General features: G+C 69.7%; 20 protein-coding genes. 7 read left to right on the top strand and 13 right to left on the bottom strand.

Going from position 1 to position 22,190, the window contains the following annotated elements; all coding sequences use genetic code 11:
• Positions 1–41: 41 nt before the first annotated feature.
• Positions 42–1,001, top strand: a complete 960-nt coding sequence (locus KME78_RS51840; RefSeq protein ID WP_219537412.1) for a lysylphosphatidylglycerol synthase domain-containing protein — start codon at positions 42–44, stop codon at positions 999–1,001.
• On the opposite strand, the gene KME78_RS51835 is transcribed toward KME78_RS51840, so the two are convergent.
• From KME78_RS51835 to KME78_RS51825, 3 genes are all read right to left on the bottom strand, one after another.
• Positions 902–1,963, bottom strand: coding sequence for a glycosyltransferase family 4 protein (locus KME78_RS51835; protein WP_219537411.1), 1,062 nt, complete (start codon positions 1,961–1,963; stop codon positions 902–904). The two genes, KME78_RS51840 and KME78_RS51835, sit on opposite strands and share 100 nt — an antisense overlap.
• Position 1,964: 1 nt before the next feature.
• The gene (locus tag KME78_RS51830; RefSeq protein ID WP_308127449.1) at positions 1,965–2,858 is read right to left on the bottom strand and encodes a glycosyltransferase family 2 protein; all 894 of its coding nucleotides are present in this window, start codon (positions 2,856–2,858) and stop codon (positions 1,965–1,967) included.
• Between the two features lie 95 nt (positions 2,859–2,953).
• On the bottom strand, positions 2,954–4,981 hold the full coding sequence (locus KME78_RS51825) for a glycosyltransferase family 39 protein (protein WP_219537409.1): 2,028 nt from the start codon (positions 4,979–4,981) through the stop codon (positions 2,954–2,956).
• Positions 4,982–5,205: 224 nt separating this feature from the next.
• On the opposite strand from KME78_RS51825, the gene KME78_RS51820 reads away from it, so the two are divergent.
• The 4 genes from KME78_RS51820 (at position 5,206) to KME78_RS51805 (ending at position 10,901) form a co-directional block, all read left to right on the top strand.
• The gene (locus tag KME78_RS51820; protein ID WP_308127448.1) at positions 5,206–6,663 is read left to right on the top strand and encodes a glycosyltransferase family protein; all 1,458 of its coding nucleotides are present in this window, start codon (positions 5,206–5,208) and stop codon (positions 6,661–6,663) included.
• A gap of 172 nt (positions 6,664–6,835) precedes the next feature.
• Positions 6,836–8,473, top strand: coding sequence for an LCP family protein (locus tag KME78_RS51815; RefSeq protein WP_219537408.1), 1,638 nt, complete (start codon positions 6,836–6,838; stop codon positions 8,471–8,473).
• Positions 8,474–8,648: 175 nt separating this feature from the next.
• Positions 8,649–9,878 carry an acyltransferase family protein gene (locus KME78_RS51810; protein WP_219537407.1) on the top strand — a complete coding sequence of 410 codons (1,230 nt, stop codon included), beginning with the start codon at positions 8,649–8,651 and terminating at the stop codon, positions 9,876–9,878.
• 57 nt (positions 9,879–9,935) lie between these two features.
• Positions 9,936–10,901, top strand: a complete 966-nt coding sequence (locus KME78_RS51805; RefSeq protein ID WP_219537406.1) for a glycosyltransferase — start codon at positions 9,936–9,938, stop codon at positions 10,899–10,901.
• Here the strand turns inward: KME78_RS51805 and KME78_RS51800 are convergent.
• Positions 10,898–11,833: a hypothetical protein gene (locus KME78_RS51800; RefSeq protein ID WP_219537405.1), complete on the bottom strand. Its 936-nt coding sequence runs from the start codon at positions 11,831–11,833 to the stop codon at positions 10,898–10,900. The two genes, KME78_RS51805 and KME78_RS51800, sit on opposite strands and share 4 nt — an antisense overlap.
• The gene (locus KME78_RS51795; RefSeq protein ID WP_281429118.1) at positions 11,826–12,272 is read right to left on the bottom strand and encodes an RNA polymerase sigma factor; all 447 of its coding nucleotides are present in this window, start codon (positions 12,270–12,272) and stop codon (positions 11,826–11,828) included. The genes KME78_RS51800 and KME78_RS51795 overlap by 8 nt, the downstream gene beginning before the upstream one ends.
• Before the next feature lie 104 nt (positions 12,273–12,376).
• Here KME78_RS51795 and KME78_RS51790 point away from each other — a divergent pair, with 104 nt between their 5' ends.
• Positions 12,377–13,090: an acetoacetate decarboxylase family protein gene (locus tag KME78_RS51790; protein WP_219537403.1), complete on the top strand. Its 714-nt coding sequence runs from the start codon at positions 12,377–12,379 to the stop codon at positions 13,088–13,090.
• Here the strand turns inward: KME78_RS51790 and KME78_RS51785 are convergent.
• From KME78_RS51785 to KME78_RS66770, 7 genes are all read right to left on the bottom strand, one after another.
• A complete protein-coding gene (locus KME78_RS51785; protein ID WP_219537402.1) occupies positions 13,087–13,878 on the bottom strand; it encodes an ABC transporter ATP-binding protein in 792 nt (263 codons plus the stop codon). The two genes, KME78_RS51790 and KME78_RS51785, sit on opposite strands and share 4 nt — an antisense overlap.
• A 42-nt stretch (positions 13,879–13,920) precedes the next feature.
• A complete protein-coding gene (locus tag KME78_RS51780) occupies positions 13,921–14,805 on the bottom strand; it encodes a glycosyltransferase family 2 protein (RefSeq protein ID WP_219537445.1) in 885 nt (294 codons plus the stop codon).
• Between the two features lie 187 nt (positions 14,806–14,992).
• Complete coding sequence (locus tag KME78_RS51775; RefSeq protein WP_219537401.1) at positions 14,993–15,760, bottom strand: CDP-alcohol phosphatidyltransferase family protein; 768 nt, start codon at positions 15,758–15,760, stop codon at positions 14,993–14,995.
• Entirely contained in the window at positions 15,738–16,778 is a 1,041-nt protein-coding gene (locus KME78_RS51770) for an iron-containing alcohol dehydrogenase family protein (RefSeq protein ID WP_219537444.1), read from the bottom strand. Before KME78_RS51770 ends, KME78_RS51775 begins: the two co-directional genes overlap by 23 nt.
• A gap of 28 nt (positions 16,779–16,806) precedes the next feature.
• Positions 16,807–17,538 carry a phosphocholine cytidylyltransferase family protein gene (locus KME78_RS51765; protein ID WP_219537400.1) on the bottom strand — a complete coding sequence of 244 codons (732 nt, stop codon included), beginning with the start codon at positions 17,536–17,538 and terminating at the stop codon, positions 16,807–16,809.
• A gap of 78 nt (positions 17,539–17,616) precedes the next feature.
• Positions 17,617–18,240, bottom strand: coding sequence for a DUF5941 domain-containing protein (locus KME78_RS66775; protein WP_219537399.1), 624 nt, complete (start codon positions 18,238–18,240; stop codon positions 17,617–17,619).
• On the bottom strand, positions 18,237–19,712 hold the full coding sequence (locus tag KME78_RS66770; RefSeq protein WP_308127447.1) for a CDP-alcohol phosphatidyltransferase family protein: 1,476 nt from the start codon (positions 19,710–19,712) through the stop codon (positions 18,237–18,239). Before KME78_RS66770 ends, KME78_RS66775 begins: the two co-directional genes overlap by 4 nt.
• A gap of 95 nt (positions 19,713–19,807) precedes the next feature.
• Between KME78_RS66770 and KME78_RS51750 the strand changes: the two genes are divergently transcribed.
• Entirely contained in the window at positions 19,808–21,118 is a 1,311-nt protein-coding gene (locus tag KME78_RS51750) for a bifunctional cytidylyltransferase/SDR family oxidoreductase (protein ID WP_219537398.1), read from the top strand.
• Here the strand turns inward: KME78_RS51750 and KME78_RS51745 are convergent.
• Positions 21,110–22,132 (bottom strand): glycosyltransferase family 2 protein, encoded by a 1,023-nt coding sequence (locus KME78_RS51745; protein WP_219537397.1) that lies wholly within the window; start codon positions 22,130–22,132, stop codon positions 21,110–21,112. The two genes, KME78_RS51750 and KME78_RS51745, sit on opposite strands and share 9 nt — an antisense overlap.
• Positions 22,133–22,190: the final 58 nt, after the last annotated feature.

Raw genomic sequence — 22,190 nt, 5'->3', positions numbered from 1 at the left:
GTCGTCTGGTGTGCGCAGTCGACCGCGGTTAACCTTGGCCAATGCTCCGCCGCCTGCTGCGCGTCTTCCTCGCGCTGGTCGCGCTCGGTTTCCTCGGGTACGGACTGGCCAGGAACTGGGATGAGACCATCGCGGCCGTGACCGCGCTGTCGCCCTGGGCGGTGCTCGGGGCGTTCGCCGCGGTGCTGGCCGGGCAGTTCTGCATGCTGCTGGCCTGGCGGAAGGTGCTGGCCGGGCTCGGGTCGCCGCTGCCGCTGCGGGTGACCGGGCGGATCATGTTCGTGGGCCAGCTCGGCAAGTACATCCCCGGCTCGGTCTGGGCGTACGCGGCGATGATGGACCTCGGCCGTGACCACGGCAGCCCGCCGCGCCGGACGTTCGCCTGCATCTCGCTGTCCCTGGTGATCAACCTGGGGGTCGCGCTCTCGATCGCGGCCGCGACGCTGGCGACGCAGCAGGCCGTGCGCCAGGCGTGGTACCTGCTGCTGATCGTCCCCGTGATCATCGTCTGCCTGCATCCCAAGGTGCTCACCTGGGGTCTCAATCTGGCCCTGCGCCTGGCGCGCAAGGAACCGCTCGAAAGCGTGCTGCCCGGCCGTACCGTGCTGGTCGCGGTGGCCTGGACCGCGCTCGGCTGGTTCGTGTACGGCCTGCACACCTGGCTGCTGTCCGGTAGGTGGGACCTCTACGTGGTCGCGACCGGGGCCTACGCGTTCGCCTGGGCCACCGGGCTGCTGACGTTCGTGGTGCCCGCCGGGGTCGGGGTGCGCGAGGGCGCCATGATCCTCGTGCTCCGGCCGCTGATCGGCGACGGCCCGTCCTACGCGGTCGCGGTGGTGTCGCGGCTGGCGTTCACCCTGGGCGACGCCGTCGCCGCGGGCATCGCGTTCCTGCTGGGCCGTCAGGCGTCGAGGAGCACCGCCGAATACGCCGACCAGAACGGCTCCGGATCGACCGCCTTGACGCCCGACCGCAACCGTTCGGGCTCACCCGGCGCGTAGAACCGCTTGATCGCCCGGTTGAGCACCTCGACGTCGTCCGGCTCGACCAGCAGCCCGTCGACGCCGTCCGTCACGTGGTCGGCGAGCGCGCCGACGCGGGTCGCGATCACCGGCACGCCGTGCTCGTGGGCCAGCCAGACGTTCTGGCTGGCGGTCGCGCTACGGTACGGCAGGACGAGCGCGTCGGCGGCGGCGAACAACTTCGGCACGTCCTCGGCGGCCACGTAACCGGGCCGCAGCTCCACCCGGTCCGCGATGCCCAGCTCATCGATCAATGCCCGGGTGCCGTCGAGCCCACCCCAGAACTCCCCCGCCACGGTCAGCCCGACCCCCTCCGGCAGGGCACGCATCAGCAGGTCGAGCCCCTTGTACGGCCGGACCATGCCGAAGAACAGCAGCCGCCCGTGCACCTCGGCGGAGCGCTCCCCGGTCGTGGACGGCAGGTGCGGCGGCAGCCCGGCCACACTCACCGGCCGGTCACTCAGGGAGGCCGCCAGCGCCGCCTGCTCGTCGGAGTGGGTCAGCACCGCGTCGACCCGGTTGAGCAGCGTCTTCATCAACGGCCTGTCGTACGGCTTGCGCTCATGCGGCAGCACGTTGTGGCACAGGGCGACCGTCTTGGCCTTCCTGCCCAGGCCGTACAGGATGCCGAGATAGGCCGGGACCTGCACCGGGCTCAGGACGGCCAGGATCACCAGGTCGGCCGAGCGCAGCCGGCGTCCGCACGCCACCCAGCCGCCGGGGTTGCGCCAGTCGAGCCGGCGCAGCGTCTTGGGGTAGGGGGTGCCCTCGGGTGCGGAGATCGTCTGCTGGCCCGGGTAGAGGAACGCCGGGTATTGGGCCCGCCACGACTCGATCACCACGTCGTGGCCGAGCGCCGTCAGCCGGTGTGCCAGCTCGGTGGTGTGCTGCGCCCCGCCCCCCTTGTACGGGTAGGTGGGGCCGATGATGGCGATGCGCACGCTATTCGCCCCGCGAGCGCACGATCAGGTCGGCCAGCAGTGCCACGGATCCGATGAGCAGCCCCGACAGGAAGATCATGACGGTGTTGGCCGGGAAGTAGAACGGGTGCTGGATCATGTCCCAGATCCCCTTGACGAACCCGATCCCCACCAGCCACAACGCGGGCGGCATGAGCACCTTGAGCGGGTTGAAGTACATGATCATCCGCAGCACCTGCAGGATGTAGCGGTAGGCGTCGGACACGAAGCTGAACTTCGACTTGCCCGCCCGCTTGGCGTAGCCGATCGGCAGGTAGTAGACGTCGTGCTGGTTCGACAGGAACGACAGCGTGATCGTCGTGACGCAGGAGAACCCGGGCGGCAGCAGCCGCAGGTAGGGCTTGGCCACCGTCCTGCGGAACGCGCGCAACCCGGAGTTGAGGTCGGGGATCTTCTGCCCGGCGAGCTGCTCCGCCACCTTGCGGATCACCCACTTGGCCGGGACGCGCAGCAGCTTGTGCGACCCCTCCTCGGACGTGCGGGCGCCGACGACCATGTCGACGGTCGCGTCCTTCTCCAGGATCTGGACCAGCTCGGGGATCCGCTCGTTGGGGTAGGTCATGTCGGCGTCGGTCCAGACGACGATCTCGCCTCTGGCCTCCTGCGAGCCGATGCGGCGCACGGTGCCCGCCCCGCCGTTGCGATGGAACGCGCGGATCCGCAGATTGTCGAACCGGGGCGCGGCCTCATGCAGCCTGGCCAGCGTCTCGTCGGTGGAACAGTCGTCGACCGCCACCAGCTCATAGGTATAGCCGCTGGAGTCCATCGCCTTGGTGATCCGCTCGACCTCGTCGATGACGTGGTCCTGCTCGTTGTAGCAGGGCAGGACGATCGTGACGTATGGCGCTTCTTCCACGGCGTATCCACTCTGGGGGGTCTCAGGCGTGCTCACGTGCGTCGAGGGTACTCTGCCCAGCCGGGAACCGAGTCCACCTGCCGTCGGCGACGCGGTCAGCCGACGGCCATCCACACGTTGATCCGGAGCGACCAGGTGCCGTTCGGCGCGTCGACGAGGGACCGCTCGTCCTGCCGGGTCACCAGGGCCATGACCTGCGTCTTCGGGCCGTACGCGGCCACCTGCCCCTCCTCGGCGGCCAGCACGACCGGAACGCGGCCGGCGGCGCGAACCCGAGCGATCATGCGGCGCACGTCGGCTTCGTCCGCCGTATCCGGATTGGACACGGCGCGGACCTGCGCCGCCGGTCGGCCGCACATGCCGCGGACGAGCTGGGTGAACCGGTTGCCCGTCACCCGCTCGACGATCAGCACCGAGGCGTTCGGCGGGATCTTCGCGCACATCGCCTCGACCGCCGCCCGCTCGCCCCGCCCCACCGGGGTGAACGCGATCCCGATCGACGTGATGACCGGGGGCACCAGGATGAGCACGGTGCCCACGGCGGTGATCCATCGGCCGTACTTGCGGAGGATGGCCTGGTTGCGCACCCACTCCAGGCCCCAGACCGCCAGCAGGATCAGCCCCGGGATCACCACCGGGACCAGGCGGCGGGCGGCCCACGGCTGGTCGGGGGTGATCTCCGGGCGCAGCAGCGTGGTCACCGTGGTCCAGCCGATGACGGCCAGCGGCAGCAGCCATTCGGCCGGGGAACCGTTCCTGAGCAGCCCCCGCACCAGCACCGCCGCCGCGATCGTGGCGAGGACGATCACGGGGAGGCCGACGTACCAGCTCACCCAGTGCAGGGACAGCTCCGTGTAGAGCCGGGTCCCGTCGACGGGCATGCCGTTGGCTTTCTGCGTCTGTTCGATGAACTTGGCGGTGAGCACGTCCTCCGACGTCGTGGCCACCCGTCGCACGGTCTGCAGCCACGGCCGCACGGCCAGGCCGACCATGACCAGCACCACCAGCCCGGCCCCCACGTCCGGAAGCCACCTGGGTATCCGGATCCGGGCCAGCCGGGGGGCGGCGAGCGTACCGGCCAGGGTGAGGAGGAGAACGGCGGCGCAGATGAGCAGCAGCGGATTGACCGACCTGGACAGATAGGACAGATACGGCCGCGCAAGTACGTACGCCGCCAGCAGCCCCAACCCGGCGCCGACCGCGAGCCCGAGCAGGAGCGGCGGCCCGAGCGCCCCCTGGGGGCTGCCGAGGCGCCGCCAGGCGATCAGCGCCCCGGCGAAGGCCAGGACCGGCAGCACGTCACGCAGCCCATCGATCCTGACCAGCACGGCCAGCCCGAACACCAGCCCGGCCAGCGCCCCCTCCCAGCGCTGGACGCTCCCGCGGGAGAGGGCGTCGTGGACCAGGGCCAGGCCGCCGAACAGCAGGATCAGCGAGGGGATCTCGCTGAAGGTGGTCCGTGAGGTGTAGAGGATCGGCAGGCTCACCGCGAAGGCCAGCGCCGCCACCGGCGCCCAGCGCCCGCCGACCAGCCGGCCCACCACCCCCGCCAGCGTGAGCACGGCCAGCACCCCGAGCACGGCCGGTGTCAGCAGCAGCCCGCCGAGCCAGTCACCCACGGCGAACAGCAGCGGCGGTCCCGGCATGAACTGCGGCACCACCGACCCGTCGACGTCGTAGAACCCGACGCTCTCGAACATGAGCGCCGGATCGGCCCCGCCGAACGCCTCCGCCTGCGCGGGGATCGGCAGCGAGCCGTGTCCGGCCAGCCAGGTGGCGTACTGGGCGTACGTGGCGGGGTCACGCCTGACGATCAGCTGCTCGCTGTGCATGATCGCGTTGAACACACCGGACCCGACCGCGACGGCGACGACCGCGCCGACCTGCCGCCCGGTCGCCCCTTCGACCACCTTGAGCGACCGGCGGAGAGCGAACCAGCAGAGCCCCCCGATCACCACCGCCCCGAGCACCAGCGCCGGCATCGGCCGATACCACCCGGCCAGCAGCAGCGGCAGCGCGGCGAGCAGCCAACCGGCCACGACCAGGGCAGGCAGCACCGAGACCACGGCGAGCACCCGACCCGCCGACGGCCTACGCGTCCGGTCCAGCCAGGCGATTCCCATCGGTGATCGCGAGCGTATCCAACCCACGGACAGCGCGACGATCCCACAGCACCTTCGGCCCGAAACGGCGCGATGCCCCCAAGGGCCCTCAGCCCGGCCGGCGCGACGACCCCGAAGCGGCCCAGGGCAGGCAACGCAGTGATCCTGCGGGCCCACAGCCCGGGCAGCGCGCTCCGGGTCGGCGGTTACGCGGGATCACGCGAAACGCGGGTAGCGTACGCGACGTGCCGGTGAAGCGGGAGGACGCACGAGTGGAGGAGACGACGCTCGTCGGCGAGCCCGAGCCCAGACCCAGGCCCAGCCCTGCCCGGGCGGCCGCACTGGCGCGGCGGCACGGCTGGTTCCTGGCGGTCCTGACCCTGGGCGCCGCGCTGCGGGTCGTCACGATGCTCGGCTACCGCCCGGCCCTGTGGTTCCCCGACTCCTACACCTACGTCGTCACCGTCTTCCACCCCCGCCCCGACCTGGTGCGCCCCGCCGGCTACTCGGCCTTCATGAAGGCGCTCGAACCGTTCCACTCCTTCGGCGCGATCACCGCCGCACAGCACCTGCTCGGCCTGGCCACCGGCGTGCTGGTCTACTGGTGCGCACGCCGCGCGCCCAGATGGGCGGCGACGCTGGCCACGGTGCCGGTGCTGCTGGACGCCTACCAGATCGAGCTGGAGCACCTGCTCGTCTCGGACGCGCTCTTCATGTTCCTGGTCGTCGCCGCGATCGCGCTCACCCTGGCCGACCGGCCCGTGGTGATCGCCGTCGGGCTGCTGCTGGCCGCCGCCACGCTCACCAGGACCGTCGGCCAGCCGCTGATCGTGGTCGCGGCGGCCTGGTTCCTGCTGCGCAGGCGGGTGGGGCTCGCCGGGCTCGTGGTGGTGGCCGCGCTGGCGCCGGTCATCGCGTACGGGGGCTGGTTCTACGCCACCTACCACCGCGTCGGCATCGTCGGGGCGAACGGCGCGTTCCTCTACGCCCGCACGATGTCGTTCGCCGACTGCGCGAAGATGGAGCCCCCGCCGGACCTCAAGGTGCTCTGCGACCCCCGGCCGCCCGAGCGGCGTCCGCCCTCGCAGGAGTACATCTGGGCCAAGGACTCCCCGCTCGTCGCGCTACCCGACATCACGTTCACCGAGGAGAACGACGAGCTGGCGGGCCGGTTCGCCTCGCTGGCCATCCGGAAGCAGCCGCTCGACTACGCCGCCTCCGTGCTGTCGGAGCTGGGCCGTTCGTTCGTCTGGGGCCGCCCGGTCTACCCCGACCACGAGATCTACGACTACTACGAGTTCCCCGCGGTCTCGCCGCAGCCTCCGGGCCGGTGGGCCGCGCAGCTCGGCGTCGACCTGGGCAAGCGTTACGAGCAGGGACCGATCGGCACCGAGGTCGTCGAGCCGTACGCCGGCTGGATGCGCGCCTACCAGGATGTCGGGCGTCTGCCGGGCACCGTGCTGCTGGCCGTCCTGCTCGTCCCGCCCGCTCTGGCGATCAGGCGGCGGCTGTCCGGCGGGCGCCGGCTCGCGGTCCTGACCGACGAGCCGCCCCCGTGGTTGCTGCCCTGGTCAACGGCGGTGCTGCTGCTGGTCGTACCGCCGGCCGTGGCGGAGTTCGACTACCGGTACGTCCTGCCGGCCGTGCCCCTGGCCTGCCTGGCAGCGGCTCTGGCCACCCGCGTCGGCCCGCGCTCTCCGTAAAGAGTTTGACGATGAATATTCCGCTAAATGTCCAGGTCTGAGTATGCTTTTGCGCGGTAACATCACGTCCGGGTCACGGTCGATTCTCTTCGTCATGGCTGCGGGTACGCCGTCCGTGACCTAGTCTCGTGGCGCAGAATGACCGAGCCAACCGGACCAGGCGAGGGGGCGCATGAGTGACCAGTGGAGCGTGTCCGTGCAGGACCGCAGGGTCGCCTCGACACAGCCCGGCAGCCGGATGTCGCGCCGGGCGGCGGCATCCTCTCCCCCTCCCCCGCCCCCCGAAGACCTGCCACCCCGCGGCCATCGCGGCGGCGGTGACGGTGGTGGCAACAAGATGCGCGTGCTGGCCTGGATCAGCATCGCGACCACCTCGCTCATGGTCGCCGGCGCGCTGACCGGCTACACGCTCTACCGCGACGCCTTCAGCAACATCAACCAGAGGCCCGTCGACAAGGACATCATCAACCCCCGGCCGCCGGAGACCGGCGCGCTCAACGTGCTGCTGGTCGGCTCCGACACCCGAGCGGGCAAGGGCAACGCCCAATACGGCCAGAAGCTCGCCAGGACGGCCGACGCGGGCGGCAAGCGCACCGACACGATCATCCTGATGCACATCTCGCCCAACCGGGACCAGGCGCGGCTCATCAGCTTCCCCCGTGACTCGATGGTGCAGATCCCCAAGTGCAAGAACGAGACCACCAAGCAGGAGATGCCGCCGCGCCGCGACATGATCAACTCGGCGTACAGCTCGGGCGGCGTCGCCTGCACGATGTCCACGCTGGAGACACTCACCGGCATCCGGGTCGACCACTTCGTCGAGGTCGACTTCAGCGGCTTCAAGAACATCGTCGACGCGCTCGGCGGCATCCAGATCTGCCTGGCGAACGGCGTGAACGACAAGAACTCCCACCTGACGCTACCCAAGGGCAAGAGCCTCCTGAACGGCGAGCAGGCGCTGGGCTACGTCCGGCTGCGCCACTACGGTGACGGCAGCGACATCCAGCGGATCAAGCGCCAGCAGATCTTCCTGAGCAAGGTCGTGCAGAAGGCCACCAGCAGCCAGCTGCTCACCGATGTCGGGAAGCTCAGGGACTTCATCAAGGCCACCGCCAAGTCGGTGACGATGGACCCGGACCTGGCCAACGACACCACCCAGCTCATCGAGATCGCCACCAGCGCGCAGAAGATGACGGCGGGCGGGGTCAAGTTCACCACGATCCCGTGGCAGCCGGACCCGGAGGACACCAACCGGGTGATCTGGAAGCAGCCCGACGCCAACGATCTGTTCAACGCGATCAAGAGCGACGTCGACCTGCCCGAACCCGCGGCGTCGGCGTCGACCGCCGCCTCCACGCCCAAGATCAACGTCAAGCCGGAGCAGGTCCAGGTCCAGGTGCTCAACGGCACGACGACGCAGGGCAAGGCCAAAGAGGTCGCCGACCTGCTGAGCAAGGAAGGCTTCAAGGTCACGGGCGTGGGCAACTACCTGGCCACCGACGGCAAGAGCCAGCCGACCACCCAGGTCCGCTACGCCAAGAAGGCCACCGACGGCGCCGCGTACAGCGACGTGCTGGTCAAGGCCATGCAGCCCAAGCCGGCTCCGACGGCGGGCAAGCTCAAGCCGACGACCACCTCCACCTACACCTCTCCGGTGCCGGTGCCCTCGACGACCCCCGCGACGGCGAACCCGCCCGTGATCCAGCTGATCATCGGCGAGGACTTCAAGTCGGTCAAGGTCACCAAGTTGCCCGACAGCGTCACCAACAGCACGATCTCGGCGGACAAGCAGAAGAACGTCTGCACCTGACCTCCAAGTTCCCTGTGTAACCGGGTGTTCTCACACCGCAAGTGAGACAGGAGCCTCGTAGCCGGGCTAGTGTGTAGCGGGTCGGCGACGCGGCTCGTCTCACTCGTCAAGGACGCGTGCATGCGGGCTGCCTGTCGCGTTCCCCCGACCCCGAGTGAAGCTGAGCGACTCCGTAGTGTCTGACACCAAGCACTCCCCACCGGTCACGACGCCCCCCGACACGGGTGACGCCGATGAGGCCACCGGCCCCGCGAGCACAGGAGCTCAGTGGCCACTGCCGGAGGAGGCTTTCTGGAGTGAGAAGACGGATCCGCACGGCGTCGGCCCGTCCAAGACGGACCAGGAGCAGGACGAGGACCAGGAGCGACCGGAGCCAGAGCCGGCCCCCGAGCCCCAGCCCGAGGCCCCCAAGCGCAAGCGCGATCCCTACCTGGACAACGTCAAGTTCGTCCTGATCGCGTTCGTGATCGTCGGCCACTCGTTAGTGCCGACGCTGTCCACCGACTCGGCCAGGTCGCTCTACATCTTCATCTACACCTTCCACATGCCGCTGTTCGTGCTCATCAGCGGCTATCTGTCCAGAAATTTCTGGAACTCCAACGCCAAGACGAACAAGCTGGTCGACACCTTCGTCGTGCCGTACGTCATCGTGGAGGTCGGCTACGCGCTCGTCCGGCTCGGCCTGGGCGAAAAGTGGAGCCTCACGATCATCGATCCCGCGTGGATCAACTGGTACCTGCTGGCGCTGCTGTTCTGGCGCCTGTCCACCCCCGTGTGGAAGCGGATGAAACACCCGATCCCGGTGGCGATCGCGATCTACCTGTTCGCCGGGTTCTCGCAGATCTCCGGTGACTTCAGCATGGACCGCTTCTTCGGTCTGATGCCGTTCTTCGTCATCGGGCTCGTGATGCAGCCCGAGCACTTCGACCTGCTCGACCGCCGGTGGATCAAGATCGTCTCGGTGTTCGTGGTGCTCGGCGCCGCCGCGGTGTCGATCTTCATCGCGCCCAAGGCGCCGCTGAAGCCCTTCTACTACAAGCACAGCTTCCAGGACCTGGACCTGTCCTGGTGGATGGGCCTCGGTGTACGCACCGGGCTGCTGATCTGCGGGCTGGCCATGTCCTACGCCGTCCTGGCGCTGGTGCCCAGGCGCGAGACCTGGTTCACCGATCTCGGCACCCGCACCCTCTACTGCTACCTGCTCCACGGCATCCCCGTCCTCATCGCCAAGGACCAGGGGTGGCTGGAGCTGCCCTGGCTGCACGGCCCGCTCGGAGTGCTGGCGATCAGTACGAGCTGTTTCGCCCTGGCGATCGTGCTGTGCCTGCCCGAGACGCGCACCGTGTTCAAGTGGGTGCTCGAACCTCGGCTGACGTGGCTCTACCGCCGCCCGTCAGGAAGTTAAGCGGCAATTCCCCCAGCATTTACGCCATTGACCGGGTAGCGGCGCAGCATCGACCGCATGCGTGTATGCGTAGCCACCACCGTCCACCATCCCGAGGACGCCCGGATCATGCATCGGCAGATCCGGGCGCTGCTCGACGCGGGCCACGAGGTGACCTACGTCGCGCCCTTCACCTACTACAACGTGACCCCCGCGATGGGCGTCGCCGCGATCGACGTATCACGCAACGCCGGCTACGGCCGGGCGCGGGCGGCGCTCAAGCGCGGCCTGAGGGGCGCCGACCTGCTGGTGCTGCACGACCACCGTCTGCTGCACACCCTGCCCTTCCACCACCCGCCGATCGTCTGGGACGTACGGGAGCAGGTCACCGCCAGGCAGCTGTCCCGGGCCGAGCGGCGCCACCACGTGGTCACCTCCGCGGTGGTGCCGGAGGCCACGCTGGTGTCGGCGGCGCCGCCCCCGCCCGGCGACACCAGGGTGGTGCACATCGGGCGGCTCTCCGCCGAGCGCGGCGTCTCCGAGCTCATCGGGCTGGCCGAGCGGCTCGTCCCGCACGGCATCCGGATGGACCTGCTCGGCGCCGCCGACCGTGAGGTCCGGCCGCTGCTGCGGGACGCGCAGCGGGTCGGGCTGCTCGACTGGTTCGGGTACGTCCCGAACCGCCACGCCCTGCGGATGGCCGAGGGCGCCCTGGCCGGCCTGTCCCTGTCGGCGGAGACCGGCACGAGGACGCCGACCAAGATCCTCGACTACATGGGCCGGGGGCTCCCGGTGATCACCACACCGCACGGCTCGATGGCGGAGCGGGTCGGGTGCGGGGTCGTGGTGCCGCTCGACGTGGACGCGCTGGTGAACGCCGTACTCGATCTCAAGGAGGACCCCGAGCGGCGGGCCGCCCTGGGGGCACGCGGCCACGCCGAGGCCCGGCTGCGTCATCACTGGCCCGACCACGCGGCGGAGTTCGTGGCCAAAATGGAGAGGTGGGCGGGGGTTCAGGTGCGCGCCCACTCTCTGGCGGTCTAGGGCCGTTCGAGGTCGTAGGTGGTGTCCGCCACCCGAACCGTCTGAACCAGCGGGTCCTCGATGATCTTCCGCAGGTCGCCGATCTTGGCCTCAATGTCCACGTAGGCATACGCCAAGCCGTCGTTCGCGGCCTTGCGCAGCCGGGCCAGGCTCAGGTCGAAGTCGTGCAGGTTGTCGTCGTCGTAGTCCTTGAGGATGCCCACCCAGCGGCGGAAGCTCTCGAGGTCCAGCCTGATCGCCTGATCGGGCTCGATCGAGTGGTCATCTTCGGGCATCGGGGCTCGGTCCCAGAACGTCATTCCTCCCCACGTGATGGGGATCGACCTGGGGCGCCGCTCGTATACCACCTTCTCGGCGGATGAGTTGTACCTGGCAGTGAAGGCGCCCAGTTCCTGGGTGGTGAGCGGCCTGGCGAACTCGATCACCGACAGCGCGTTGAGGTCCTCCGGGAGCCTGGCCAGGACCTTGCGAGTGTCCTTCTTAGGCTGGTTGCCGGTGCTCACGTTGGCCAGCGCCCTGCTCAGCGTGGTCTTGGCGTCGTTGCCAAGCGGCAACCTGCCCACGTGACCGAAGAAGTCCTGGGTGATGACATGTTCCGCGCCTCCGTAACCAGCGACGAAGCCCCCGTAGGCCCGCATCGGGCGGGCGTTCACGGTGAACGACATCGACAGCGGCGTGGTGGCACCCCAATCCTGGACCTGGATGTCGTAGGCGGGGTTGTAAATCTTGAAGGCAGTGCCGAGCACGTCCGTCATGCGCGTTTCCCGGTCACCACGCTGCTGGATCATGCTGGAGCCGACCGTCGCCACCAGGACGAGGACGATCAACGCCGCCAGCACGGTTATCGCGGTGCGGATGAGACCTCGCCGGACGGACCGGCGGGTCGCCTTGGGGTCGAAGTCGGGCATGGGCAGAAGGTCGTCTTCAGTCATGGGGGACTCCATAGATGTCGGCGAAGGCGGCTCTGGCCCGCCACACGGCGGTCTTGATCGTGGCGTGCTTCTTGCCGGTCATCGCGGCCACCTCGACCATTGAGAAGCCCTCGAAGTAGACCAGGGCGAGCAGTCTGCGGTGCTGGTCGGGCAGCCGGTCCAGGGCGTCGCGGACGGCCAGCGACTCGACGTGCAGCGCGGGCACACCGAGCTCGTCGGGGTCGGGCAGGGCCAGCTCGCGGCGGTGGCGCCGGACGTGGTCGACCAGAACGTTGCGGGCGATGGACAGCAGCCACGCGGCCGCGTTCTCGCCGCGCCAGCCGAGCAGCGCCCTGGTGGCCTTGACGAACGTCTCCTGGGCCAGGTCTTCGGCGAGATGGGGGTCGCGGGTGCGGCGTAACAGGAACCCGCACACGAGCGCCCAGTGCTCGCGGTACAGCTCCTCGATGATGATGCCCTCCGCGTTCTTACGAATGTCACAACAGACCAGACGGGATCCGAGGAGGAATGGTCACACGGCTTTCCGGTTGATGTACTGGAGTCATGTCTTCGCATCTGATCCAGGGCCGCACGGTGAGCATGCCCGTCCAGGTGAGAGACGCCACGGTCTGCAGTGTCATGTATCCCGTCCGGGCCGACGCCGCCAGGGCGGTGATCGCCTACTCGGGCCTGGACGCGGCCGAGGTGTTCCCCGGTAAGGCGATCTGCGTGCTGGTGTTCGTCGACTACCGCGAGGGAGACCTGGACGCCTACCACGAGTTCGGCGTGGCGTTCCTGGTGCGCCCGCCGGGTGTGGCGCAGTCGGTCGGGCTGGGCGATCTGCGGCGGGCCGGGGTCTTCATCCACTGGTTGCCGGTCGATCAGGGGTTCACCTTGGAGGCGGGCCGCCGCATCTGGGGCTTTCCGAAGGAGCTCGCCGACATCGACCTGCGGCTCGACTCGCCGTACAAGCGCTGCGTCCTGCGCAAGGACGGGCGGCTGGTGCTCGACCTGCTGCTCAAACCGGGCATGCCCGCGCCGAGCGCGGGCGCGCTGGTCCCGCTGGACGCCTTCACCCATCGGGAGGGCGTGACGCGCCGCGTCCCGTGGTCGGTGGAGACCCGTGGCGTCCGCATACGGCCCGGCGGCGCGCTGATCCGGCTGGGCAACCACCCGATAGCCAAGGAGCTGAGCGAACTGGGCCTGCCGAAGCGCCCCTTACTCACCACCACGGTCGCCCGCGCGGCCATGACCTTCGGCGACGCGGCGGCCATCTAGGCCCGAGCGCTCCACCGTCCGTCGACGCGGCTGATCCGCACCGGGTGGTCGAAGCACTTGCTCACCAGGTCGGTGGTCAGCACCTCGTCCACCGGACCCGACGCCATGCACTCCCCCTCCCGCAACAGCAGCGCGTGCGTGGTGCTGGCGGGCAGCTCTTCCAGATGATGGGTCACCAGTACGGTGGCCAGCGCGGGGTGCTCCTTGCGCAGCACGTCCAGGCTGGCGAGCAACTGCTCCCGGGCGGCCAGGTCCAGCCCGGTGGCGGGCTCGTCGAGCAGCAGCAGCCGCGGCCGCGGCATGAGGGCCCGCGCGATCAGCGCCCGTCCCCGCTCTCCCTGGGACAGGTGGGGCCAGCGCGCCTCGGCCTTGCGGGCCATCCCCATCACCCCGATCAGCCGCAGGGCCTGCTCCTCCTGCTCCGCGGTGGGCGCCCAGCGAGGGACGAGCTCGATGGTGTTGGTGGCCCCGGTCAGCACCAGGTCGCGGACCCGGAGGCTGGACTCCAGGGAGTGCCGCGGATTGACGTGCCCCAGAAACGAGCGGAGCTCCCGCATGTCGACCCGGCCGAGCCGATGGCCCAGAACCTCGACGACCCCGCGCGTGGGATGCTTCACAGCCCCGAGGAGGTCCAGCAGCGTGCTCTTCCCGGCCCCGTTGGGGCCCAGCAGCGCCCAGTGCTCCCCCGGCGCGACGGTCATAGAGATCGACCGCAGCAGGGAAGCCCCGTCACGCACGACGTCGACCTCGACAGCGCGGAGCACAGCCCCACCCGTAACAGGATCCATCGGGGCAGGCTATCAAGAGTCATCAGATGTCTGAGGACTGGCTCACACGATGGGCGGACGACCCAGCTTCATCATGCGCCAGGCGGTGCGCCAGGCCATCGGGCGGCGCTCGCCGGCCGGTGTCCGCAGTCCTTCGAAGAACCCGGTGAACCACGCCTTGATCGCCACCCCGGACCGGCGCTCCCGGATGAGCGTCAGCACCACCCAGTCGAGCAGGTAGATGACCGCCAGGGGCCACGGCAGGTTGCGCCGCGCCAGCCACACCCGGTTGCGGGCGTTCATCCGGTAGAACTCGGCGTGCCGGGTCGGCGGGACCTGCGGGTGGTACATGACCGTCTCGGCGTCGTACTCGATCCGGTAGCCCTCGCCCAGCAGCCGCCACGCCAGGTCGGTCTCCTCGTGAGCGTAGAAGAACCGCTCCGGCAGGCCGCCCACCTGGAGGAAGGCCGAGCGGCGGATGGCTGAGGCGCCGCCGAGAAAGGTGGTGACGGGTGAGGAGCGTTCGGGGTCGCCCGCGCGCAGGCGCGGCACGTGGCGCCGCTGGCCGATGCCGCCGTCGGGGTCCATCACCCGGAAGGAGATGACCGCGAGGTCGGGCTCGGTGGCGAAGCGGTCGCGGACGTGGGACACGACCTTCTGGTTGGCGTACCAGCCGTCGTCGTCGAGGAACAGCACGACATCACCGGAGCACTCCTCGACGCCGCGGTTGCGGCCGGCCGGGATGCCGGTGTTGCGTTCGAGCCGGACCGTCTTCACGGTCGCGGACGAGCCCACGGGTGGCGTCGCCGTCACCTCGGGCACGTCGGCACCGTTGCCGACGATCACCACTTCGACGTCGCCGTCGATCTGGTTGAGCGCGGACTCGACCGCCCGGGTCAGCTCCGCGACCCGGTTGCCCATGGTGAGGATGACGCACGAGATCTTCAACGGGTCATCGTCCTGACGCGTCGAGAACACGGGCGGAGCATTCTTTCATGATCACCGAGTCTGCTGGTATGCATATTTCCTGATATTGGTGGAGCTAAGGGTATCGGAACCGTACGTGAACCCCCACCGAACGGCGGACATCCGATCAATACGACGAGCGGGAGGCCCCGCCGGTTCCGATGTGCGTTCACACAAGCCGCCTCGATGCCAGGATGCTGACCAGATGAAGGACGGTCTGCAGCGCGGCGGCCGCGAAACAGACCACCACGAGCACCCGCGAGGCCATGAGATCGCCGGTGACCACGTCGATGACGGCGGTCACGACCGCGAGGAGCGAGAGCTCGATCGGCTGCATGATCCGGTGGAACTTCGTCGCCCCCACCACTCGCCTGGCCAGCCCCAGCAGCCCCGATCGGAACTGCCCCACGGACGCCTCGGTGGCTGACGACAGGCCCCCCTTGGCCCTGGCCACATCCACGAGGTCGGTCTCGACCTTGATGAGGATCGCGCCGAGCGCGGCGGCGACGCCCAGCACGGTGTACCAGTCAGGCAGGACGGCCGACGCCCGCCAGCCCAGCCCGACGAGCACCGCGGCCTCGGTGAAGTAGGCGCCGACGCGGTCGAGGTAGACGCCGACCAGCGACGTCTGCCCGGTCCAGCGGGCCAGCTCGCCGTCGGAACAGTCCAGCAGCAGATAGACCTGTACGAGCAGGGCGGCGGCCACCGCGGCCCACAGCCCCGGCAGGGCCAGCACGACCCCGGCCAGGATCCCCGCCACCGTCATCACCCAGGTGAGCTGGTTGGGCGTGACGGACGTCTTGGTCATCAACCAGGTGACGTAGATGGACAGCCGGCGCATGTAGAGCACGCCCGCCCAGTGCTCACCGTTTCTGCGCTCAAGGTGTCCGGCGGGCTGGGCGACCCGCCGGAGCTCAGCTACCGAAGGCCCGGACATAGTCCCCCACCCGATCGCGGACCTCGGACTCCGGCATACGCAGGTGCTCCAGGATCGTGTAACGGCCGGGACGGGTGGCCGGCGCCAGCGTGACGGCTTCGGCGAACTGCTCGCTGGTCAAGCCGATGTCGGCCGGGACGACGGGCAGCTCGTGCTGTCGCAGGCAGTCGGTGACCTGCTTGAGCCGGGCGGCGTCCTCCCTGAGGAAGAAGCAGAAGGCGGCACCGATCCCGGCGAGTTCGCCGTGATTGGAGGTGCCGGGGAAGAGCTGATCCACGGCATGAAGGATCTCATGGTCTCCACCGCTCGCGGGCCGAGACGAGCCAGCGATCACCATCGACATGCCTGACATGATCAGCGATTCCGCCAGAATCGTGAGGAAGGCATCCGACTCGATGGAGTCGACCCGGCCGATCAGCGCCTCGGCCGCGATGCGGGCCATCGAGCAGGCCAGCCCGTCGATGGGCTCGCCGCGCTCCACGTTGCCGAGCTGCCAGTCCTCGATGGCCGACAGGTTGCTGACCACGTCGCCGACTCCCGACCGGACGAGCGACTCGGGCGCGCTGTGCACGAAGTCGAGGTCGACCAGGACCGCCAGCGGCATCGGCACGCCGAACGTGCCCTTGCCGCCGTCGTACACCAGCGAGGCCGTGGGCGAGCAGATGCCGTCGTGGGAGAGGTTCGTGGCCACGGCGACCATCGGGATGCCCGCCAGCGAGGCGGCGTACTTGGTCGCGTCGATGGTCCGGCCGCCGCCGACGCCGACGACCACCTCGTAGGCGCCCTTACGCAGGTCGGCGCCGAGCGAGACGGCCGCGTCGACCGAGCCGTCGGCGACCCTGAACACCTCGGCCTCGTCGAGCGTGGGCGCGATCAGGCCCTCGATGTGGTCGCCCTGCCCGGGACCCACGGCCACGGCCACCCGGCCGGAGGTCGCCACCCGGGTGTCGGCCAGCAGCGCGCCGAGCTCCGCGACCGCGCCGCGCCTGACCATGATGGCCAGCGGCGCGGGCAGCATCCGCGCTAGAAGCGGCATACCCGCCTCCTCAGTAACGAACGGCTATGGTGCGAGCCTTCGCCAGGTCGTCGTGGTTGTCCACCTCGACCCAGTCGACCTCCCCGATAGGCGCGACGTGGATGCGCTCGCCGCGCGCGACCATCTCCTGGTAGCCGTCCTCGTAGTAGAGCTGCGGATCGCGCTCGAAGGTGGCCTGCAGCGCGTCGGCCAGGCGCCCGGCGGCGCCGGGGCGGATGAGCGTGGCGCCGATGTACTCGCCGTAGGCGGTGGCCGGGTCCATCAGCTTGGTGATCCGCTTCAGGTCGGGGCCGTCGAGCGTGACCTTCATCTCCTCGTCGGCCAGCCGCTTCACGTTGTCGACCGCGAGCAGGATGTCGCTGGTCTCGGGGGCCGACAGCAGCGTCTTCTCGATCGAGACGGGGTGCACGGTGTCGCCGTTGACCAGCAGCGCGCCCTGCGCGAAGTAGTCGCGCGCGCACCACAGGGAGTAGGCGTTGTTCCACTCCTCGGCCTTGTCGTTGTGCACGAGAGTGAGCTTGACGCCGTGCCGCTTCTCCAGCGCGTCCTTCCGCTCGTGTACGGCCTGCGCCGCGTAACCGACGACGACCACGACCTCGCGCAGGTCCACCTCGGCGAGGTTGCGCAGGGAGATGTCCATGATCGTGGTCTCACCGTCGACCGGCACCAGTGCCTTCGGCAGCGTGTCGGTGTACGGTCGCAGGCGTCGTCCGGCTCCAGCGGCCAGCACCATTCCCAGCAACGTCCACTCCTCTGTCGGGCATGACTACTTAGGACCCAAAGGTTAGTTGCCTTTAGGCCCTCCCTGGGTAATCGGCCGTTAGTCTCGCGTTTCCGTCTCGGCCGCGGCCACTCTGGAGGGAGCCGTGGCGAGCCAGCAGGTGAGGCTCTCCCACCCGAACAGGGCCCACAGATACAGGGCGAGCAGTACGAAAGCGCCAGTGACGAAACCCACGAGCGCCGCCAGCGAGACCACGATCATCCGCCCGTCCCAGCCCAGCCCGAACGTGCTGAGCCACGGCGGCGGATAGACGCGCTGGCGCAGCCGGTAGATCAGGTCGTAGTGGTGGAAGGCCAGCGCGCCGAGCAGCGCGAAGATCAGCACCGGCGGCACGTCGTGGGCGAACCCGATGGCCGCGATGAAGGTGTACTCGATCAGTCGCAGGACCGGCGGCACCAGCCAGTCGAGCCGGCCGTCATGCGGATGGGAGCTGCCCGGCCCGGCCAGCAGCAGCGTCACGGCGGGCGCGAAGACCGCCAGCCCGTCGGACCCGGCCACCCCGATCAGCAGCAGCACGCCGGTCACGAACGCCCCGGCGATCAGCGGGGGCAGCGGCGGGAGCTGCCCCGACACGAGCGCTCCCATGCCGCGCGACAGCGGCCCGTCGTCCCGATAGGCCACGACGGTGCTGCGCGGCACGGGTGTCATGTGGACAGAGTTCATCGCGCCGACCTCGCGATCCGGCCGGCGAGCAGGTAGAGAGTCGCCACCCCGCCCCAGCCGAGCAGCGCGATGAACGTGACCCGGGCGTTGTACACGCCGGCGGTGATCGCGATCAGCGCCATTCGCTCCCCAATCGGCAACACGATCATCTTCTTCAGCCACCACAGGACCTTCTCGCGCTCCATGCGCCGCGCCAGGCGGAGCACCCCCTGTGGGGGTACGGCGTAGCGCCCGCCGTCGGCCGACTCGTGCAGCGGAGTCGCCGGTTTGCCCCCCGGGACGCCGATACGGCCCGCGTCCTTGGCCGCGGCCCCGAAGGCGTAGTTGATCGAATGCCGTACCGTCTGGAGGATCATCGCGGCGACGGCGAGATACCAGATGCCGTCGGGCCCGCCCTCGCTCAACGGCAGCCCGGCGGCGTAGCCGAAGGCCAGCCCCACGTAGACGACGTACTCCTTCAGCCGGTCGGCCATGGAGTCGATCCAGGCGCCGAGCGGCGAGAACATGCGGGTGTAGCGGGCCAGCTGGCCGTCCAGGCAGTCGAGGCAGAACGACAGGTAGAGCAGCACGGCCCCGGCGAGCTGCGCCGGACGGTTGCCCGCCGCGAACCAGATCGACGACAGCACGGCCAGGCCGATCGAGATGCCGGTGACGGCGTTGGGCGTGAGCTTCAGCGCGGCCGCGGGCCGGATGAGGTAACGCGTCCAGGACGAGACGAAGTAGGTGCTGAAGAAGCCGTCGCTCGACTTGACCGCGGAGTCCAGGCGTACCCGGGACTCGTCCACGTCGGCGAGCCTGCCCAGCGCGTTGTCGGCCGAGACCTGGCCGGTCACCCGGTCGCAGTGGAGCTGCCCGATCGAGGCGGCGCGTACGACCACACCCGACCTGACCAGGCCCACCAGCAGCAGATCGACCGCCTCGACGGTGGTGACGGGGCCCAGCTTGCCCATCTCGGCGAGCTCGGCCAGCTCCTCGGCGACGTCGGCCAGCGCGGTCAGGTCGGTCTCACGCGCCTGGAGCACGCCGCGGAAGGTGGCGTTGGCCTCGGGGACGAGGTGGAAGGAGCTGCCGGCCGCGACGACCTTGCCGCTCTCGACACGTACGGGCGGCCGCATCGGCGCCGCGGTGGCGTCGTAGGAGACCAGGGCGCTCGTGTCGCGCGCGGGATGCTCCAGGAGCAGCGCGAGCGCGTCGGTGTGGGCGACGAGGTCGGCGGGCAGCACGACCACCGGGCCCGGCGCGACCCGCGCGATCTTGGCGATGCCGCGCAGATCGGCGCTCAGCCCGCCGAGCCCGTCGCTCGGGGACACCACCTGGACGTCAAGGACGGACAGCTCGGCGAGCTGGCCGTTGAGCCGGTCGAGCAGCGTGCCGTCGGCGCAGGAGAGCCTGCAGGCCGGTGTCGTGGCGAGCAGCACCACCGAGGTCGTGCTCTCGCGGGTGAGTGAAACAGGCTTCAGTGAATCGGTCACAGCGCAGGACTCCTCCCGTTCGTGAGGGAGAGCGTGGACACAGCGTAGCGACAGGGCAACGCGATATCACGGAACCGGACCGTTACCCTCGCCGTATGGAATCTCGGCTGCGCACCGTAGGGGTCGTCCTGGCAGGGGGTGTGGGCCGGCGTGTCGGGCTCGACACGCCGAAGCAGCTCATCAAGATCGCCGGCCGGACGATCCTTGAGCACACTCTCGCCCTGTTCAACGGCTCATCCGAGATCGACGAGATCGTGGTGCTGATGGCCCCGGGCTTCACCGGCACGGTCAGGGAGATCGTGGAGAAGGGTGGGTTCGACAAGGTCGGCCAGATCGTCGAGGGCGGCGCGAGCCGTACGGAGAGCACGTGGCGCGCGCTCAACGCGCTGGGCCCGCAGGAGTGCAACGTGCTCCTGCACGACGCTGTACGGCCCCTCCTGGAGCCCCGGATCATCACGGAGTGTGTCAGGGCGCTGCGGACGTATTCGGCCGTGGAGGTGGCGATCCCGAGCTCTGACACCATCCTGGTGGCCGCTCCCGGACCAGGCGGCGACATCATCCGCGACATTCCCGACAGGTCATGGCTGCGGCGCGCCCAGACACCACAGTGCTTCCGCCTGTCGCTGATCCGCGAGGCGTACGAGCGGGCCTTCGCCGACCCCGACTTCGATCAGCGGCCGGCCACCGACGACTGCGGCGTGCTGCTGCGCTACCTGCCCGACGTCCCGATCTACATCGTGCCGGGCAGCGAACGGAACATGAAGATCACGCACCCGGTGGACGTGTACATCGCCGAGAAGCTCCTCCAGTTCGCCGGCGCCGACGCGCCCCGCCCGAGCGCGCGGGACTATCGCGAGGCACTCGACGGCCGGACCATGGTGGTCTTCGACGGCGGCGCCGACCTGGCGGAGCTCGCCGCCGGCTATGGCGCCCGCGTGCACTCCTTCTCGCGTGCCCAGAACGGGGTGCGGGTGGAGGACTACGACTCGGTGGCCAAGGCGCTGGCGCAAGTGGGCCGGATCGACTTCGTGGTCGGCAACGCGGGCGCGCCGCACGTGGGCAAGCTCACCGAGCTCACCCACGAGACCCTCGCCGAGATCGTGGCCGTCGACTACCTGGGCCCGGTCAACGTGGCCCGCGCCGCCTACCCGCACCTACGCGAGAGCGCGGGCCACCTGCTGCTCCGCACCGGGGGCGGGGCCGGCCACAGCCTCAGCTCCTCGACGAGGGCCGCCGTCGTCGACCTCACGCGGGCGCTCGCCGAGGAGTGGGCCGGCGACGGCATCCGGGTCAACTGCGTCGAGTTGGGTGAGGAGCCTGGGCGCGCGGTCGCCCAGGCCTCACTCGACGTTCTCATCTCCGACCTGACCGGGCAGGTGATAGACGTACCTGTTCGATCAGCTTGAGCGCGGGGGTCGAGCGAGTCTGCGCGGGCTCGTGAGGAACCCCCAGCCCCAGGACATGTGCATCGCGGCGTACACGATCGGCAGCCTGGTCTTGGCCGCTGCCGGCAGTCCGCTGCCCGTCAGCGCCGACCCGGCCACGATGGCGAGGGCGTAGCCGCCGGGCACGATCAGCGCGAGCGGGAAGAACGGCGAGACGAGCAGGCCGAGCAGGATCGCCAGCACCGCGGCGGGCGGCGCCAGGTAGCGCAGGTTGATCGTGCCCTCGTGGGTGCGCGAGACCACCCGGCGCCAGCGCCCGTAGTGGAAGTACTGTCTGGCCAGCGCCTTCACGTTGGGACGCGGACGATAGGAGACCCGCATGCGCGGCTGGAACCAGACCAGTCCGCCGGTCTGGCGGATCCGGTGGTTCATCTCCCAGTCCTGGGCCCGCTGGAAGTGCTCGTCATAACCGCCGACCCGGTCGAGCGCGGCGCGCCTGAACACCCCCAGGTAGACGGTGTCGGCGGGACCCGCCGTGCCGCCCACGTGGAAGGCGGCCGCGCCCACGCCGATCTTGGAGGTCATCGCGCACGCGACGGCCTTCTCGAACGGCGTGATGCCCTCGGCCGCCATGACGCCGCCGACGTTGTCGGCGCCGGTCTCCCTCAGCGTCTCCACGGCGACGCGCAGGTAGTCGGAGGGCAGCATGGCGTGCCCGTCGACCCTGGCGATGATGCCGTTGCGGGAGGCGTTGATGGCGGCGTTGAGCGCATTGGGCGTGCGGCCCGTGGGGTTGGGCACCACGGTCACGCGCCGATCGGCCGCCGCGATGGCGTCGGCGACCTCTTGGGTACGGTCATGTGAGGGCCCCACGGCGAGAACGACTTCGATCTCACCTGGGTAGCTCTGGGCGAGGACCATGTCTACGGCCTCGCGTAGATGCCGCTCCTCATTGAGGACCGGCATGACGACGGAGATGGGCGGCCAGCCGTGCGTCTCCGCTGGCGCGTGCGGCGAGTCGGGGAACTGCTTCATGGCGGGGCTCACGCTACTGTACGAGCAGGGGAACACGGCAATCCCGCGGTGGCACGAG

This window comes from Nonomuraea guangzhouensis (genome assembly GCF_019396345.1).
Classification (GTDB): Bacteria; Actinomycetota; Actinomycetes; order Streptosporangiales; family Streptosporangiaceae; genus Nonomuraea; species Nonomuraea guangzhouensis.
The sequence above is the reverse complement of the archived record's forward strand: the minus strand, read 5'-3'. Positions and strand labels throughout refer to the sequence as shown.

Excerpts from the sequence above, each read along its gene's own strand:
- KME78_RS51840 (WP_219537412.1), top strand. The coding sequence starts at position 42 with ATGCTCCGCCGCCTGCTGCGCGTCTTCCTCGCGCTGGTCGCGCTCGGT.
- KME78_RS51825 (WP_219537409.1), bottom strand. The coding sequence starts at position 4,981 with ATGGGAATCGCCTGGCTGGACCGGACGCGTAGGCCGTCGGCGGGTCGG.
- KME78_RS51815 (WP_219537408.1), top strand. The coding sequence starts at position 6,836 with ATGAGTGACCAGTGGAGCGTGTCCGTGCAGGACCGCAGGGTCGCCTCG.
- KME78_RS51805 (WP_219537406.1), top strand. The coding sequence starts at position 9,936 with ATGCGTGTATGCGTAGCCACCACCGTCCACCATCCCGAGGACGCCCGG.
- KME78_RS51800 (WP_219537405.1), bottom strand. The coding sequence starts at position 11,833 with ATGACTGAAGACGACCTTCTGCCCATGCCCGACTTCGACCCCAAGGCG.
- KME78_RS51790 (WP_219537403.1), top strand. The coding sequence starts at position 12,377 with ATGTCTTCGCATCTGATCCAGGGCCGCACGGTGAGCATGCCCGTCCAG.
- KME78_RS51785 (WP_219537402.1), bottom strand. The coding sequence starts at position 13,878 with ATGGATCCTGTTACGGGTGGGGCTGTGCTCCGCGCTGTCGAGGTCGAC.
- KME78_RS51775 (WP_219537401.1), bottom strand. The coding sequence starts at position 15,760 with ATGTCCGGGCCTTCGGTAGCTGAGCTCCGGCGGGTCGCCCAGCCCGCC.
- KME78_RS51770 (WP_219537444.1), bottom strand. The coding sequence starts at position 16,778 with ATGCTGCCCGCGCCGCTGGCCATCATGGTCAGGCGCGGCGCGGTCGCG.
- KME78_RS66775 (WP_219537399.1), bottom strand. The coding sequence starts at position 18,240 with ATGAACTCTGTCCACATGACACCCGTGCCGCGCAGCACCGTCGTGGCC.
- KME78_RS51750 (WP_219537398.1), top strand. The coding sequence starts at position 19,808 with ATGGAATCTCGGCTGCGCACCGTAGGGGTCGTCCTGGCAGGGGGTGTG.
- KME78_RS51745 (WP_219537397.1), bottom strand. The coding sequence starts at position 22,132 with ATGAAGCAGTTCCCCGACTCGCCGCACGCGCCAGCGGAGACGCACGGC.